This window comes from Arcobacter siniprincipis (SeqCode), from assembly GCF_048571125.1.
Classification (GTDB): Bacteria; Campylobacterota; Campylobacteria; order Campylobacterales; family Arcobacteraceae; genus Arcobacter; species Arcobacter siniprincipis.
The window spans coordinates 1,718,414-1,734,127 of sequence record NZ_CP182343.1; the positions used below are offsets into that span (position 1 = coordinate 1,718,414).

Annotated in this window: 16 protein-coding genes; 6 read left to right on the forward strand and 10 right to left on the reverse strand. The window is 26.0% G+C overall.

What is annotated here, in order from left to right; genetic code table 11:
• Positions 1–80: 80 nt before the first annotated feature.
• The 6 genes from ACNI3D_RS08630 to dnaJ all read right to left on the reverse strand — a co-directional run bounded on the left by ACNI3D_RS08630 (position 81) and on the right by dnaJ (position 7,717).
• Positions 81–1,322, reverse strand: a complete 1,242-nt coding sequence (locus tag ACNI3D_RS08630; RefSeq protein ID WP_129099195.1) for an MFS transporter — start codon at positions 1,320–1,322, stop codon at positions 81–83.
• The gene (locus ACNI3D_RS08635) at positions 1,319–1,753 is read right to left on the reverse strand and encodes a nuclear transport factor 2 family protein (protein WP_129099196.1); all 435 of its coding nucleotides are present in this window, start codon (positions 1,751–1,753) and stop codon (positions 1,319–1,321) included. Before ACNI3D_RS08635 ends, ACNI3D_RS08630 begins: the two co-directional genes overlap by 4 nt.
• Complete coding sequence (locus tag ACNI3D_RS08640; RefSeq protein WP_419766712.1) at positions 1,750–2,502, reverse strand: SDR family NAD(P)-dependent oxidoreductase; 753 nt, start codon at positions 2,500–2,502, stop codon at positions 1,750–1,752. The genes ACNI3D_RS08635 and ACNI3D_RS08640 overlap by 4 nt, the downstream gene beginning before the upstream one ends.
• 72 nt (positions 2,503–2,574) lie before the next feature.
• Positions 2,575–3,789, reverse strand: coding sequence for a tryptophan synthase subunit beta (gene trpB / locus ACNI3D_RS08645; protein ID WP_419766713.1), 1,215 nt, complete (start codon positions 3,787–3,789; stop codon positions 2,575–2,577).
• Positions 3,790–3,853: 64 nt separating this feature from the next.
• A complete protein-coding gene (locus tag ACNI3D_RS08650; protein WP_419766714.1) occupies positions 3,854–6,487 on the reverse strand; it encodes a transporter substrate-binding domain-containing protein in 2,634 nt (877 codons plus the stop codon).
• 105 nt (positions 6,488–6,592) lie between these two features.
• The gene (dnaJ, locus tag ACNI3D_RS08655; protein ID WP_129099200.1) at positions 6,593–7,717 is read right to left on the reverse strand and encodes a molecular chaperone DnaJ; all 1,125 of its coding nucleotides are present in this window, start codon (positions 7,715–7,717) and stop codon (positions 6,593–6,595) included.
• A 76-nt stretch (positions 7,718–7,793) separates the two neighbouring features.
• On the opposite strand from dnaJ, the gene recR reads away from it, so the two are divergent.
• Genes recR through ACNI3D_RS08685 form a run of 6 tightly spaced genes read left to right on the forward strand, consistent with a single transcriptional unit; the run spans position 7,794 to position 11,954 of the window.
• On the forward strand, positions 7,794–8,366 hold the full coding sequence (gene recR, locus ACNI3D_RS08660; RefSeq protein WP_129099201.1) for a recombination mediator RecR: 573 nt from the start codon (positions 7,794–7,796) through the stop codon (positions 8,364–8,366).
• Between the two features lies 1 nt (position 8,367).
• Positions 8,368–8,544 carry a uracil-DNA glycosylase gene (locus tag ACNI3D_RS08665; RefSeq protein ID WP_129099202.1) on the forward strand — a complete coding sequence of 59 codons (177 nt, stop codon included), beginning with the start codon at positions 8,368–8,370 and terminating at the stop codon, positions 8,542–8,544.
• 9 nt (positions 8,545–8,553) lie between these two features.
• The gene (locus ACNI3D_RS08670; protein ID WP_419766715.1) at positions 8,554–9,987 is read left to right on the forward strand and encodes a sensor histidine kinase; all 1,434 of its coding nucleotides are present in this window, start codon (positions 8,554–8,556) and stop codon (positions 9,985–9,987) included.
• 9 nt (positions 9,988–9,996) lie between these two features.
• Positions 9,997–10,917, forward strand: a complete 921-nt coding sequence (locus tag ACNI3D_RS08675) for a dUTP diphosphatase (RefSeq protein ID WP_129099204.1) — start codon at positions 9,997–9,999, stop codon at positions 10,915–10,917.
• A 31-nt stretch (positions 10,918–10,948) separates the two neighbouring features.
• Positions 10,949–11,638: an AzlC family ABC transporter permease gene (locus ACNI3D_RS08680; protein WP_419766716.1), complete on the forward strand. Its 690-nt coding sequence runs from the start codon at positions 10,949–10,951 to the stop codon at positions 11,636–11,638.
• Positions 11,628–11,954, forward strand: a complete 327-nt coding sequence (locus ACNI3D_RS08685) for a branched-chain amino acid transporter permease (RefSeq protein ID WP_419766717.1) — start codon at positions 11,628–11,630, stop codon at positions 11,952–11,954. The genes ACNI3D_RS08680 and ACNI3D_RS08685 overlap by 11 nt, the downstream gene beginning before the upstream one ends.
• Here the strand turns inward: ACNI3D_RS08685 and ACNI3D_RS08690 are convergent.
• The 4 genes from ACNI3D_RS08690 to ACNI3D_RS08705 form a co-directional block, all read right to left on the reverse strand.
• Positions 11,951–13,183: a DUF711 family protein gene (locus ACNI3D_RS08690; protein WP_419766718.1), complete on the reverse strand. Its 1,233-nt coding sequence runs from the start codon at positions 13,181–13,183 to the stop codon at positions 11,951–11,953. The two genes, ACNI3D_RS08685 and ACNI3D_RS08690, sit on opposite strands and share 4 nt — an antisense overlap.
• Positions 13,183–13,749 carry a GNAT family N-acetyltransferase gene (locus ACNI3D_RS08695; protein ID WP_419766719.1) on the reverse strand — a complete coding sequence of 189 codons (567 nt, stop codon included), beginning with the start codon at positions 13,747–13,749 and terminating at the stop codon, positions 13,183–13,185. The genes ACNI3D_RS08690 and ACNI3D_RS08695 overlap by 1 nt, the downstream gene beginning before the upstream one ends.
• A 65-nt stretch (positions 13,750–13,814) precedes the next feature.
• Positions 13,815–14,408 carry a Crp/Fnr family transcriptional regulator gene (locus ACNI3D_RS08700; protein WP_129099209.1) on the reverse strand — a complete coding sequence of 198 codons (594 nt, stop codon included), beginning with the start codon at positions 14,406–14,408 and terminating at the stop codon, positions 13,815–13,817.
• Complete coding sequence (locus ACNI3D_RS08705; protein WP_419766720.1) at positions 14,401–15,672, reverse strand: response regulator; 1,272 nt, start codon at positions 15,670–15,672, stop codon at positions 14,401–14,403. The genes ACNI3D_RS08700 and ACNI3D_RS08705 overlap by 8 nt, the downstream gene beginning before the upstream one ends.
• Positions 15,673–15,714: the final 42 nt, after the last annotated feature.

The window sequence follows — 15,714 nt, forward strand, 5'->3', positions numbered from 1 at the left end:
TAACTCCTAAAATTCTATTATTATGATTATATAAATAGAATAAATACTTTAATAGTTAGTTTTTGTCATTTCATAAATTATTATTGGTCTTTGTACTTTTTTATAAAGAATACTGCTAAAAGTTTAAATAATATGGGAAGAATAGAATAAAGCATTATAAGAGTATTTAAAGCTATGGTAGAGACATTATTTGCATCAAAACCAACTAATTCTAACACAATAAAAGTTATAAATACAGCTAAGGCTAAAGATAGTTTTGTAATCATATTCCAAAAACCAAAGAGTACACCTGATATTTGGTTGCCTAAGGTTTTTGATTTTTGAGCAATGTCAGATTGAATGGAAGCTGGTATTGCCATATCTGCACTTAGACTTATTCCTGTACAAAATGAGATTATTCCAAATAATATATAGTTTTGTTCTCCTAAAAATGGAACAAAAGAAAAAGATATAACTGCAAAAAGAATTGAACTTATCCAAACTTTTTGTTTATTGATTTTCTTAGATAAATATATCCAAAAAGGCAAAGCAATTACAGCTGATAAAAAATAAACTAATAAAAGAGCTCCTGTATATTCTGGTGTTTTAAGTACTAATTGCACATAAAATAAAAACAAAGTTGCAGGAATAGCATTTGCGAGATTATTTAATATAAAAGCTATAAAAATATTATTTGCTTTTGAAAAGTCTTTTTTAAACTTTTTCAAACTATCAAAAAAAGCTAAGGTTTCAATTTTATCTTTATCTTCTTTTATAGATAAAATAAAAATTAATATAACTATAGGAAAAACTATTACAGAACTTTTTAAAAGTAAATTCAAACTCTGCTTTGCATCTTCAGAAATACTATAAATGTAAGGTAATAGAAGTGCTATAACTACACCAACTATTGTAAAAACTTCCCTTGAAAATGATAGTTTTGTATTATCATAATAATCTTTTCCAAGTTCTGCATTTAAAGCAAGATAGGGAATATTTATAAAACTCCAAGAGATATAAGTTAAAGCAGAAAAAAGAAATAACCACCAAAAGGAGTTTGAACTTGCAGGATGAATAAGAAAATAAAAACTGAAAAGTAAAACTATACTTCCTCCTGCTATTAAATAGCTTTTTTTTATTTTTTTATCACTAATAAGTCCAATAAAAGGATCACTAATCATATCAAGTAATCTTGATAAAAAAAGTGCAATACCCACAAGTGCAATATTCAATCCTACTTCATTTACATAAAAATTTGGTAAATAAATATATATAGGTAGTCCCAAAAAAGCTACTGGAATAGCTAGTATTCCATAAGCAATCTTTTCAAATATTTTATTCATGCTTTTAGCTTATTTTTTATATATTTAATAATATATTTTAATAGCGGTATCTTTTCATAAATGTTTACTCCACTATCCCAATAATCAATATGTGAGATAACTTTACCTTTTGAAGAAAATTCAACTCTACTTACACCTATGAACAGTTCATATTCTTTACTTTCTCTTGAAGTTTTATATTTAAAAATCCATCTAAGATATGCAATATTATCTTTTGTAATTATTTCAGTAACATTAAAACTTGGTTCTTCTAATGTTTGATACATATGATTAAAGATTCTTATTAAAGAACTTAAATCATTTATTTTTTGAAAGGGATCTTCAAAATAGATATCTTCTGCAAATATAATTTTATAATCATTTATATCTAAATCTTTATTCAAATTTTCAAAAAATAAAGCGTAATTTTGGGCATGTTGTTTATAATTCATTTTAATAACTTCTTATTTATTGCAAGTGATATTTTATAAGGTAACATTGCCATTAATCTTAAAAATAAAGATATCTTAAAAGGAAATCTTATCTCAAAAAAGTATTTTTTATTTATTCCTTCATAAATATTCTTTGCAGCAACTTCACTAGTAATTAAATCAGGCATTTCAAAATCATTTTTTTTGGTTAATCTAGTTTTTACAAAACCATGATTGATAATTTGAACTTCAATATTTTTTACGATTAGTTCTGCTTGAATAGATTGGGCAAAGTTTACAAGAGCAGCTTTACTTGCACTATATCCTCCACCATAAGGAAGACCAAAATAACTTGATAAACTGGCATTAAAAACCAATCGTCCATATCCTTGTTTTTCATAAAAAGGTATAAGGGTTGTAGTTACTCTTAATGCTCCTAGATAATTGATATTTGTCATATTTTCATAATGTTTAATATTCCAATTTTCCATAGACATAACTTCATAAACAGCTGCATTAAAAATAGTAATATCAATTGTATCAAATATATTAAAAACTTTTTTTACAGATGATTCTACACTTTGTGTATTAGACACATCAATATTTAATAAATTTAATTTTTTTGGGTATTGTTTTTGTAAAGTTAGTAATTCTTTTGATGATTCTATTGTTCTAGAAGAGGCTATTATCTTGTAATCTAGTTTTAAATATATATTTAAAAGATCTAATCCAATGCCACTACTAGAACCTATTATCCAAATATTTTTCATAGTTAAACCTTTATTTGAGAAGTTTAACTGTGTTTTATATTTTTTTGTATGCTTTATATGTTAGTTAATAAATTATTGAAAATCACAAAGAGGGTAGTTCTCAATAACAAAATCGATATCTTTGTCTCCTCTACCGCTTAAATTAACTAATATTGTTTCGTCTTTACTTAAACTTGGTGCTAATTTCATAGCATATGCAACTGCATGAGCAGATTCTAATGCTGGAATTATTCCCTCTAGTTGAGATAATTTATAGAAGGCATTTACAGCTTCTTTATCATCGCATAATCCAACTTTTGTTCTTCCGCTATCCATTAAAAATGCATGTTCTGGTCCAACTGATGGATAATCAATTCCACTTCCTATAGAATAAACAGGTGCTGGTTCCCCATTTTTATCTTTTAACATAATAGAATTAAATCCATGCATAATTCCTTCACTTCCATATGTTAAACTAGCTGCATGTTCTCCTAAATTTTCACCTCTACCTAAAGGTTCAACTCCATATAAATTAACACCTTCATCATCAATAAAGCCAGAAAATATTCCCATGGCATTTGAACCACCACCAACACAGGCAATTACGTAATTAGGAAGTTTATTTTCATGACCCCAGAATTGTTCTCTAGCTTCAAATCCAATTATGCTTTGGAAATCTCTAACCATCATAGGAAAAGGGTGAGGACCTACAACTGAGCCTATACAATAAATAGAGTTTTCTGTATCTGATAAATATGCTTGAAAAGCTGAATCTACTGCTTCTTTTAGAGTTTTTAAGCCATGTGATACCGGTACTACTTTTGCACCAAGTATCTTCATTCTAAGTACATTTGGGTGTTCTTTTTTTATATCAACTTCGCCCATATGAATCTCACACTCTAATCCAAAATATGCTGCTGCTGTTGCAAGGGCAACACCATGTTGTCCCGCTCCTGTTTCTGCTATAACTTTTTTCTTACCTAAATGCTTAGCTAATATTACTTCAGCCATACAATGATTTAATTTATGGGCTCCTGTGTGGTTTAAGTCTTCTCTTTTTAAATATATTTTTGCACCACCACAAAATTGTGTTAAATTTTTAGCATATGAGACAGGAGTAGGTCTTCCTTGATAATGTCTTCTTACATATTTCAACTCTTTTATAAATTCTTCTGAGTTTTTAATTTCATTATATGCTTTAGTAATTTCTTCAAATGGTTTTATTAGTTGTTCAGGAATATAAGAACCACCAAATCTACCAAAATATCCTTTTTCATCAGGATATGAACTTAAATATGAATCTTTCATTTCTACCTCATTTTATTAATTACTGTGTGTATTATAAGTAAATAGGAGTTAAATAAAGATTATATTATTTAAGGGGTATTTCAATAGTTACTTTAGTAAAAGTACTTTTATAGTTTTCTATATCTATATTACCTTTTAAGTTTTGTGTTATGATTTTGTGGGTCATATATAAGCCAAGACCTGTTCCTTGTGATTTGTGTTTTGTAGTAAAGTATGGTTCAAAGACTTTATCTATAATTTTATTATCAATTCCTCCTGCATTATCTATTATTTCAATAATTGCATAATCAGTATTTTTAAGATAAGTATTAATTTCAATATTTTTATCTTCTATATTTTTTTCAACCAAAGCATCTTTTGCATTATTTAAGATATAAATTAAAGCTTGATTTAACTCATTCTCATTTGAAATAATTGTTAATTTATTTGTTGAATTATTTGTTATCTTTATTCTATTTTCAAGAAAGCTATCATTTAAAATATTTAGAACTTGGTTTATACATTTAGATAAATCAAATTCTTTAATAGTTTTTTCTCCATTTAAATAATTTTGAAAGTCATTAATGATTTTAGATAAATATTGTGTTTTATCTTCTATCTCATCTATTGTTTTAAAAAATAATTCTTCATCTAATTGATTATACTCTTTTTGAATCTTTAACCCAGTAACTGCAGTAGAAATAAAACTAAGTGGTTGTCTCCATTGGTGAGCAATATTACTTAACATTTCACTTAAACTTGCAATCTTAGATTGTTGTAGTAAAAGTCTTTCTCTTTGTTTTATTTCTGTCATATCAATAGTTGACAATATAATTGTATTATTATTTTCAAAAAGTATATTTTTTGATTTAAGCATAATTGGGAAAGTAACATTTTTAGAATTTATGGCATTTAGTTCAATTGAATTCTCTCTTGAGTCCTTTATTATAAGATCTATATCTTTATCCAAAATAAAAAGTTTTTCTATAGGAAAATAAAATAATTCTTCTTTAGTATATTGAAACATTTTTATAGCTTGATTATTTACAAAAATAATTTTTCTATCTTTTAAAATAAAAATTCCATCTACAGTAAAATCAAGTAAACTTTTAAAACTTTCTAATGAAAGTTCAAGTTCTGATTTAGCCAAATTTAACTCTTTTTGATATTTAGTTAATTGTCTATTTTTGTAAATAATTATAAAAAATATGATTACTATAGGAATTAAGATTTTAAACATAAGTTCATAATCAAAAGGTTTAACAAATTTTAAGTCTAACCATTTATTATAAATATTCTCTTTTTCTTCTAGTTTTTGGCTATCTAATGCTTTATTTATAATATCTTTTAAAATTACATAATCATCTCTTATCATTACTTGTAAGTTATAATCAATATTAGTGTTACCAGAAATTTTAAGATTGTGTAAACTATTTTTTTTAATATTATAAGCAAGTACAGGCATACTATCTACTACTGCAAACACTTTATTAGATGAAACAAGTTCTAATCCTTGTGTTATATTATCAACAAAGACAAAATTTAGATAAGGATAATTTTCATGAAGTAATTTGTAAGCAGTATAATTTCTTCCAACTGCAATTTCCTTTCCCTTCAAAGATTCCACATTTGGTACATAATTTTGATCTTTGGTTGTAACAATTCCAATAGGAATTTTAAAATAAACTTTTGAGAAAATTGCATATTTTTCTCTATCTTTTGTTTTTGAGGTTGTAACAATAACATCTTGAGTTTTATTTTTAATCTCATTTAAAGATTTATAAAATTTATCTTCAGTTTTATATTCAACTTTTAAATTTGTTTTTTTTACTATGTTATACCAAAAATCAAATCCTAGTCCATAAGCTTTTCCATTGTCAATAAAACTAATTGGTGCCCAATTGGTTGTAAAAGATACTCTTATTGTATGATTTTTAATAAATTCTTTCTCTTTTTTAGTTAAATATATTGCATCTTTATTTGATTCCCATTTTTCATTAAGATATTCAATTTCATCAGGAGTAATACTTTTAATTGCCTTATTTAATGTCTCAACTAAATCTGGACGGTTTTTTCTTACACCTAAAAATATATTTTCATTAAAGTCTTTTATTTTAGGTATTAGTGAAACTTTTAATGTATTTAAAAATGCATTATTAATATAGTGTTTTGCTGTAAGATTGTATTGAATTGTTCCATCAATTTTTTGATTTTTTATATCTGCAAATATATCATCCAATGAGTTATAAAATCTAATTTTTATTTCCGGATAATTTTTTAAAATTAAATTTGTATTAGCCCAGCCTCTAATCATTCCAATAGTTTTATTATTTAATGATTTTATGTCTTTAAGTTCTAATCTATTAATACTAGTAACTATGGCTAGTTTCTGTTTCAAAAACACATCTGTAAATAGTAAAAAGTCTTCTCTACTTTTTTTATATAAAACACCACTTAATACATCTGCTTTTTGGGATTTTAATTTTTCTATATTATTAGACCATTCATCAGGTAAAAATATAGGTTTAAAATTTCCTTTTTCGCCTAATAATTTAATATAATCGAGAATATAACCTTTGGCTACTTGGTTGTCATAAAAGCTGTAGGGAATCCAATTTAAATCAGAAGTAAAATATATATTTTCTTTTTTAATGTCTTTATTTATTGTATTTGCAAAAATATTAATTAAAAATAATAAAATAAATAATAAATATTTCATAATAAATCTTTTTATTAAAATTTAATAATTGTAACATAAAATATAAAATATAACTGAATAATATTTATTTAATTGTAAATATTAAAGTAAGGAGAGTTCCTTACTTTACTTAAACCACTTTTTTACTTTATCGAACATACTTTCAAAATTTCTTTCATGTGGTTTACTCTCAATTCCAAAACTTTCTTGAAGTTTTTCTAATAACTCTTTTTGTTCTTCATTTATGCTTTTAGGATATTTAATTTTTACTTGAACAATTAAATCACCTTTACCATATCCTTGAACAGATTTGATACCTTCACCTTTGAACTTAAATTGTTCTTTATCTTTTGTTCCCATTGGAATATCAAGAGATAATTTTCCTCTTAATCCAGGAATAGTAATATTATCACCAAGAGCTACTTGTGTGAAGAATAATGGAACTTCAATATAAATATCATCATCATGTCTTATAAAATGAGGATCTTCTTTTACATTTATTTGTAAATATAAATCACCTCTTGTACCATCTGGGGCAATATTTCCTTTATTTGATACTCTAATTCTATTCCCATCATTTACACCTTCCGGAATATCAACATTAAACTTCTCTTCATGAGTTTCATATCCTGTTCCAGAACATTTTTTACATTTCTTAGCTATTGATTCTCCACTTCCGTTACAAGTAGGACATGTTTGTGCAAAGGTCATAAAACCTTGTCTTGTATGAACTTGTCCTTGACCTGCACAAGTTTTACAAGTAGATAATTTACCATCTTCTGCTCCAGTTCCTTTACAAGGTTTACATGCAGTTTTGTATTTATATACAACTTCTTTTTTAGCACCAAAAGCTGCTTCATTAAATTCAACTTTTAATTCAACCCCAATATCTAAATTATAACTATATGTTTTTCTTTGTTGTCTTCTTTGACCACCGCCAAAACCTGATTGTCCAAACATCTCTTCAAAAATAGAACTTAAGTCGTCAAAACCACCACTAAAACCACCTCTACTTTGTCCTCGTCCTTCTAATCCAGCTTTTCCATATCTATCATATAAAGCTTTTTTTTCTTCATCACTTAAAACTTGATAAGCTTCATTAATTGCTTTAAATTTTTCTTCAGCCTCTTTATCATCTGGATTTTTATCAGGATGATATTTCATTGCCATTTGTCTATAAGCTTTTTTTATCGTACTTTTATCAGCGCTTTTTGTCACTTCTAATAATTCATAATAATCTATGTCTAACAAAGTATTTCTCCTCAAATTATTTTAAAAACTGCGCGATTTTATCTAATTAATCATAAATCTTTGATATAATCGCCAAATGAAACTTGGATTAAATAAATTTTACGACTTAGTAGAAGCATTTGAAAACTTACCTACAATAGGTAAAAAATCAGCACAAAGACTAGCTTATCATATTATTATGAATGATAATTATTGTGGGATTAAAATTGCACATAGCATAGAAAATGCATTAAAATCAATAAGAAAATGTTCAAAGTGTGGTTGCATGAGTGAACATGAAATTTGCGAAATTTGTTTAGATGATGAGAGAGAGTCTAGTTTTATTTGTGTTGTTCAATCTGCAAAAGATATTTTTACAATTGAAGAATCAAAACAATTTAATGGAAAATATTTTGTTATATCACATTTAGATGAAATAGTTCTTGACCAATTAATCTCATATGTAAAAACAAATAAAGTAAAAGATATTCTTTTTGCTATATCTCCTTCATTATCCAATGATGCTTTTATTTTATTTATTGAAGATAAATTAAAAGAATTTAATATAAATTTTACAAAAATAGCGCAAGGTGTCCCAACAGGGGTTAGTTTAGAAAATGTTGATATCTTATCATTAGCAAAAGCAATACAAAGTAAAGTGTTAATTTAAAATGGAAGAACGAATTATTTGTCAAAAGTGTGTTTACTATTATGTTACTTGGCAGGGTGGTAGAGCACATGGATGTAAAGCATATGGCTTTAAATCACAAACACTACCAAGCATAGTTGTAAAAAATTCTAGTAGATTAGACTGTAAGTTTTATCAAAAAAAACCAAATACTAAATAGGAAGTTTTATTGTCATTTAAGGAGCATATATTATATTTAGAAATTAACAAAATCAAAATTTTTAGATACATACTTGCTAATGAAGAAATCCTAAATATTCTTGATAAATATGAAATCAGTATTGATGATTTTATAAAAAAACTTTTAAGTAAGATTTTTGAGAATATAGTTTCATATTTAAATGAACAAACAAATGAATTATCTTTTTTATCTAAGATGAAATTTGATAAAAGTGAGTACTTTTATATTCTACGAAATCTAAAAAATTCTATACATTTGCATATGAAAAATAAGAAACTTGATGATTATCTTTTTAGAAAAACTACAGATGAAATCTTTGATTCTTTCTACTTATATTTACTAAATAAAAATGATGATAAAATAAAAGTAGAAGATGAAGAAAAAATAACTTATTTATTAACTCTTTTAGATGAGAATCTACCATTAGTTGATATATCACTTGATGGAAAAGTTATAGAATCAAGTAAAAGTTTTGATGAACTTTTTTTATACAAAGAAGAAAGCTCAAATCTTAATATTTTAGATTTAATTATTTATAAAAAAAATGCTATAAATTTTTTAAATAATATTTTAAAACATAACAACTTTGTTAGTGAAGTAGAAGTCCAAAAATGTGATAAAACAGTTTTTTGGGTAAATATAAGTTCTATTAGAAAAGAAGATACCCTCACACTAATTTTTAAAGATATAACTTATAAAAAAAACCTAGAAAAACATAAAAAAGCCTTTTTAGAACAATCAAAAACGGCAGCTATAGGTGAATTGATATCAATGATAGCTCATCAATGGAGACAACCATTACAGACTGTTTCAATATTAGCACAAAAATTAATCATAACTAAAACGACAGAAGGACATGTTAATAATGAGATATTAGAAAAATCGGTTAAAGAAATAGATACTCAAGTAAACTATATGTCTAGAACAATTGATGATTTTAGAAATTTCTTTAAACCAGAAAGTACTAGTGTTAACGCTAAACCTAGTACTATTATAGAAAAAGCTGTAAAATTTTTGCATTATGTATTAACTATTAATAATATTGATTTGGAGTTAGATATAAAAAAAGATTATGAAATCAGTATAATTGAAAATAATTTAATTCAAGTCTTAATTAATATTATTAAAAATTCTATTGATGTACTTGTAGAAAGAAATATCCAATCAAAGAAAATAATTATTAGATGTGATTTTAACGAAAATTATGTAATAATTGAAATCGAAGATAATGCAGGCGGAATACCTAAAGAAAATTTAAAAAAAGTTTTTGATTCATATTTTACAACTAAAAATGATGAAAAAGGTACCGGTCTTGGATTGTATATGAGTAAAATTATTATTGAAGACCATAGTTTAGGGAAACTAAGTGTAAAAAATGGTTCAGATGGTGCATTATTTAAAATTGAATTACCAAGGGAATAGGAGTTAATATTGTTATATGAGGATTTAAAAATTGCTACAAAATCTTTAGGATTTTATACTATTGAAGATTTTGCAAAATATATAGGTGTTACAACATCAGAAATTTTAAAATGGGAAGAGAAAGATGAAATACCATATACTATCTCTTTTATTATTCATTTATTAAAAGGTGAAGAAAAATTACCAGAAAGTACTAGTTTAGATACTTTAGTAGAAGAGTGTTTGCCTCTTGCAACACTATTAGAAGAAGCATCTAGTTTTCCACATAAATTAGAAGAGATGTTTTTATTACAAAAAGAATTAAATGACTCAACAAATGGTAAAAATTGGGAATTAGGAACTAATAAATATGGTAAAGAGATTAATTGGTTAAGATGTATTCACATGGAAGTTTCAGAACTAATTGAATCAACTCCTTGGAAACACTGGAAAAATATCAATGCAGCACCTGATATGAATAATATTCATGTAGAGTTAGTCGATATTTGGCACTTTTTAATGTCTTATATTTTACAAGAAACAAATATTCCAAAAGCCGTTTCATTGGTAAATACACATTGTATTTATGAAGCAAATAGTGAAGTAGATGTAAAACTTATGGTAAAAGAATCTGAAAAGCTTTCTTATATTTCACTAGCTATTCAAACTGGGAATATGCCATCTTTTTCAGGAATTGAGAGATTTATCGATCAATATTTTAGATGTTGTAAGATTTCTGGATTATCATTTACTTGGTTACAAAAACTTTATATTGGAAAAAACTGTTTAAATAAATTTAGACAAGACAATGGTTATAAAGAAGGAACATATATCAAAGAATGGAATGGAAAAGAAGATAATGTAATTATGGTATCAATATTAGAAGAGTATGAAAATATTGATTTTAACCTTTTATATACAAAACTAACTGAAGCTTATTCAAAACTGTAAAGAGATTTTCTCTTTACAGTGAATCTACATAATGATAAAATCAAAAGAATTTAAAACAGCCCTTAAAGTATCAATTCCCGTTATGATGGGTTATTGTGTACTTGGTTTTGCTTTTGGTTTATTAATTACTAGTTTAGATTATCCTTGGTATTTGGCACTTTTGATGTCAATATTTATTTATGCAGGTGCCTTACAGTTTTTGGCTATTGGTTTTTTTAGTTCAAAACTTGGCTTGATTGATATTTTTATTACCTCTATTTTTGTAAATATAAGACAATCTTTTTATGGCTTATCAATGCTTAAAAAGTTTAAAAAATCTGGAAAGCTCAAACCCTATTTAATTTTTGGACTTACCGATGAAACTTACGCCTTACTTACTAGTATAAAAGATGATGAACAATTAAAGAAAAAATATTATTACTTTTATTTATGTGGTCTTAATCAATTTTATTGGGTAATAGGGACACTTTTAGGAGCTATTTTTGGAACAAATATATCTTTTGACACAAAAGGTTTAGACTTTTCATTAACAGCATTATTTGTTATATTAGCAATTGAGCAATATAAAACAAATAAAAATATTACACCTTTTGTAATTGGAGCTGTTACTTCTATTTTGGCAATTATTCTAGTGCCAATAAACAATATGCTTATATTTGCTATTGTTTGTTCTTTATTAGGAATGTTTATTCTTAGAAAAAGGCTAAATAATGACAAATAATGAAATATATTTAGCAATAGCAGTAATGGCAATAGCAAACTATATTACAAGGGTATTCCCTTTTTTATTTTTTGTAAAGCATGAACCACCAGCTTGGGTTGTATTTATTGAGAAAAACTTTCCTCCAATAATTATGACTATTTTGATATTTTATACACTTACAAGTGTAGATTTTAAATCAGCTCCCTATGGATTAAAAGAACTTTTAGCTATAGGATTTACAGTATTTTTACACCTAAAATTTAATAATTATTTGGTGTCAATTATATTAGGAACTCTTTTTTATATGGGACTTGTGCAGTTTTTTATCTTTTAAGGTACTAATAAAACTGCACTATTGCACAAATCATCACTTTCAAAGTTTGTAATATCTCCAGCTTTTAATCCTGGAACTGGAAATAACCTTACAGTTAGTGGTTTATTTAATCTAAAAGCCATAGTACCAGTATCCCTACAAATATCAGCAATCTTTTCAATGCTAGTGTCTCCCTCAATTGGAACAGTATCAAGGCCTATTCCACAAACAGATGAATATGTAAGAAGTGAGCGTATCTCAAACTCATTATTTTTTGTGGCAAGTGCCAAGCCTTCATCTTCAACAACTGCTAACATTAGTCCAGAAAAACCAATAAGCTCACAGCCTTTTTGAGACTTAAATACTTTTGTTAAAAGTGCTGATGCTTCAATTGTACCAGAAGCTCCGAAATAGGGTACATCAAGAAGTTTATAAACATCTACCATCGAAGAGCAGTTTTTAGAAGGTGCTGCTGATGTATCAATTCCTGCAAATTTCTTTTTAAATTTGTGTTTAAAACTGTTTACTATATTTAAAACATCATTTATATGGTATTGTAAAGAGTTACTCATGATTTCATATGAATTTTGCCATTTTTTATTATGGTCTTTTTCTTCAGTTAGACTTTTTAAAGCCTCCACAAGTAAATCAGGAGTTTCTAATCCTAATGCAAAACAATCTTCATCACTACTATTATGATATGAAGCTGGGAAGTAAGGGATTAATGGCTTACAATTATAATTTATAGTAAAGTTAAAATTCCCTTCACCATTTGGAGTGATTTGAGCTATTTCTTTAACTACTTTTGCACACTCTAAAGTTTTAGAGGCATTTGGAACCCCTAATTCATCAACTTCTACATTAACACATACATTACACAAATCTCCAAATTTTTGTATTAATATTGGTAACATTTCTATTTCTTCTGAAGTTTTTGCTTCACCTATGGCAAATCGTATTCTAATATCTGGCATAGAATCACTCTTTAATAAATCAGATAAATATTGCATATCTTTTATGGCATTTTCTAAAGTTGATGTATCAAGATACTCTCCAAAAGCATTGGTAACTATTCTTATACTTTGAACTGTGTATCCATTTTGATTAAATTCTTTTGATAAATCTCCACCAAACAAAGAAGCTTCTTTGATCTTATCTTTCCAAGTGGATTTGTCTTTTGTAAGAGTTAAAAAAGAGGTAATAGTTCTTATCTTACATAAATCTTTATTTTTTAAATTTTTACTTATCATTATTTTTCCAAAACTCTTTTTGATGTATCAAAAACCATTTCATAGTATCTATTATTGTTAAATTCAAACTCTTGAATAACATCAAGTCCTAGTTTTCTTTTATGGGCTGCATAAGAACGATCATTGATTACATTTACAAACGTTACTAAAATAGGGTATCTTTTAGACATAGATTCCAAGGCAAAATCAAAAAGTTTTTCAAGTAATCCACTTCCTCTTACACTTTTATCAATACAAACAGGTCCGTATTGGTAAGAATTATCTACAGTTAAAGTTTGTCCTAAATAGTTTAATTTTGGTAAGTCTTTTATCATATGTACAAACATCGGCCATTTTGACCAAAATTGCCAAGAAGCTGACATAACATATCCTAAAACTGTGTCTGCTTCAACTGCTATAAATATTCCTTGTTCTTCTTCAATAATTGCAGTAAGTTCTTCTTTTGAAAATCCTGTGGTTACAAATCCATCTTTTTTATCTTCTTGGGCTATAGTTGCTAATTGGTATTTTGTATGTAGTTTTAATATATTATCTATATCTTTAAGTTCTGCGATTTTTAATTGCATTTTTTTCTCCGTAAAATTAATAGTGAAAGTATACAATCAAAAAAAAATATTTTCATTAACCTATGTTAATTTTTCATCTCTTTTCTAATTCTTGATAAAGCAACATCCGTAATGCCTAAATAAGAAGCAATATGATAGTTTGCAACTGCATTTTCAATCATAGAATAATCATTCAAAAACTTTTCATAACGCTCTCTTGCACTTAAAAGTAGAAAATCAGCCTCACGTCTCTCTTTTTTGATTACAAGATTTTCGTATATTCTTAAAAGTAAATCATTCCATTGTTTATATTGCATACCTAGTTCTAAAAGTTTTTTATAGGGTATGTGTAAAGTTATAAAGTCACTAAGAACTTCCACACTAAAAGGAGAGGGAATTCCTTGTGATACTGAAGAAATACTACTTAATAGATGTCCTTGTTTTTCTGCAAAAGATTTATTGAACTCTTTACCATCATCAGTAAGGTAATAATATCTAGCTAGTCCATTAATAAGAAAATAAAAATCATCAATATGGTCATCTACATAAAAAAGATGTTGACCTTTTTTTAATGTTTTTGTTTTAAAATATTTTTTTGCTATTTCCCAATTTTCATCTGAAAGGGGAGATATATTATTTAATATTGGATATAAAATATCAAACTGTTTATCTTTATTCATTATTTTCATTCTTAAATGTTTTAAGTTCCTCTTGTAAATTAGTCACTAAATCTACTAAAGATGCTATTCTTTTTTCATGATCTACTCTTTTTTTATCAAGAGCTTTTATTTGTTCTTCTTTGTATTGAATAATAGCTTTTAAATCTTCAAGTTCTTTTGTAATAGTTTTGTTATGATTTTTTATTATTAATAGTTGTTTTGTCATTATGTCAAATTGTTTCTTTTTATCTTGTTTCATCATTAAATCCATTTTATTGTATTCAATGTTTTGGGTTTCATAAATCTCCAGTTGTGATAAAAGATTTCGTATCTTATTTTCATAAGTAATAATTTTGTCTTTATAAAGTTTTGTATTATCATTACAACTAGTTGCTTTTGATAATATATCTTCTTTTTCTTTTTTATGGTTTGCAATCTCTTTTTTATATAAGGTCAATTGTTCTAAAAATTTTTTATTTTGTGCTCTTCTTTGGTTTTCTTCTTCTGTCACTAAAAACCGTATGCTAATAAATTGAGTAATTTCTTTACCTGCATCATCATAAATTGGAATTATTTTTGTATTTACAAAATATGTTTCATTGTCTTTAGATAGATGTTTTAGCGTTCCTTCCCATATTTTACCTTTTCTTGCTGTTTCCCATATCTCTTCGTATAAACTTGCTTGAACATCTGGATGTTTTAGAATACTATGATTTTTACCTAATATTTCATCTTCTAGATATCCTGATATATCAATAAAAGCATCATTTACAAAGGTGATATTTCCATCAAAATCAGTTTTTACAACTATTGCTTCTTTATTTAAAACAGATAAGTAAGCTTCCATTTCTTTCTTTTGTAATTCAAAATTCTTTTTATAATATATTTCTTTACAAATTTTTTCTACACTTTTATCAATTATTGAAAAATCTAATGGTTTTAATAAGTAGGAACTTACATTTAAGTTTATTGCTTTAATCATCTGTTCAGATTCACTTCTTGCTGTTGTAAAAATAAAAGGAATATCTTTATTTAATTCTCTTATTTTTTCAAGAAGTTCTATGCCATCGATTTTAGGCATATTAATATCGCTAATAATTAAATCAAAAGGTTCTTTATCATTTGTAGCTTTAATAAAGGCATCATAGGCTTCAAAACCATTGCTACATAAGATTGATGTATCAAATTTTTTATTTAAATATTTTCCAAAAATCATTCTTGCTTGGTCTTCATCTTCAACATATAAAACCTTTAATTTTTTGATAAAGTCTTTAATGTTTTCCATATAGATATCCTTTTGTAATATAAAAGTTATTAATTTTATTAT

What these genes read in the sequence shown, in the direction of transcription:
- ACNI3D_RS08630 (WP_129099195.1), bottom strand. Translation starts at nt 1,322, where the DNA reads ATGAATAAAATATTTGAAAAGATTGCTTATGGAATACTAGCTATTCCA.
- ACNI3D_RS08680 (WP_419766716.1), top strand. Translation starts at nt 10,949, where the DNA reads ATGATAAAATCAAAAGAATTTAAAACAGCCCTTAAAGTATCAATTCCC.
- ACNI3D_RS08685 (WP_419766717.1), top strand. Translation starts at nt 11,628, where the DNA reads ATGACAAATAATGAAATATATTTAGCAATAGCAGTAATGGCAATAGCA.
- ACNI3D_RS08635 (WP_129099196.1), bottom strand. Translation starts at nt 1,753, where the DNA reads ATGAATTATAAACAACATGCCCAAAATTACGCTTTATTTTTTGAAAAT.
- recR (WP_129099201.1), top strand. Translation starts at nt 7,794, where the DNA reads ATGAAACTTGGATTAAATAAATTTTACGACTTAGTAGAAGCATTTGAA.
- ACNI3D_RS08665 (WP_129099202.1), top strand. Translation starts at nt 8,368, where the DNA reads ATGGAAGAACGAATTATTTGTCAAAAGTGTGTTTACTATTATGTTACT.
- ACNI3D_RS08650 (WP_419766714.1), bottom strand. Translation starts at nt 6,487, where the DNA reads ATGAAATATTTATTATTTATTTTATTATTTTTAATTAATATTTTTGCA.
- ACNI3D_RS08705 (WP_419766720.1), bottom strand. Translation starts at nt 15,672, where the DNA reads ATGGAAAACATTAAAGACTTTATCAAAAAATTAAAGGTTTTATATGTT.
- ACNI3D_RS08690 (WP_419766718.1), bottom strand. Translation starts at nt 13,183, where the DNA reads ATGATAAGTAAAAATTTAAAAAATAAAGATTTATGTAAGATAAGAACT.
- ACNI3D_RS08640 (WP_419766712.1), bottom strand. Translation starts at nt 2,502, where the DNA reads ATGAAAAATATTTGGATAATAGGTTCTAGTAGTGGCATTGGATTAGAT.
- ACNI3D_RS08700 (WP_129099209.1), bottom strand. Translation starts at nt 14,408, where the DNA reads ATGAATAAAGATAAACAGTTTGATATTTTATATCCAATATTAAATAAT.
- ACNI3D_RS08695 (WP_419766719.1), bottom strand. Translation starts at nt 13,749, where the DNA reads ATGCAATTAAAAATCGCAGAACTTAAAGATATAGATAATATATTAAAA.
- trpB (WP_419766713.1), bottom strand. Translation starts at nt 3,789, where the DNA reads ATGAAAGATTCATATTTAAGTTCATATCCTGATGAAAAAGGATATTTT.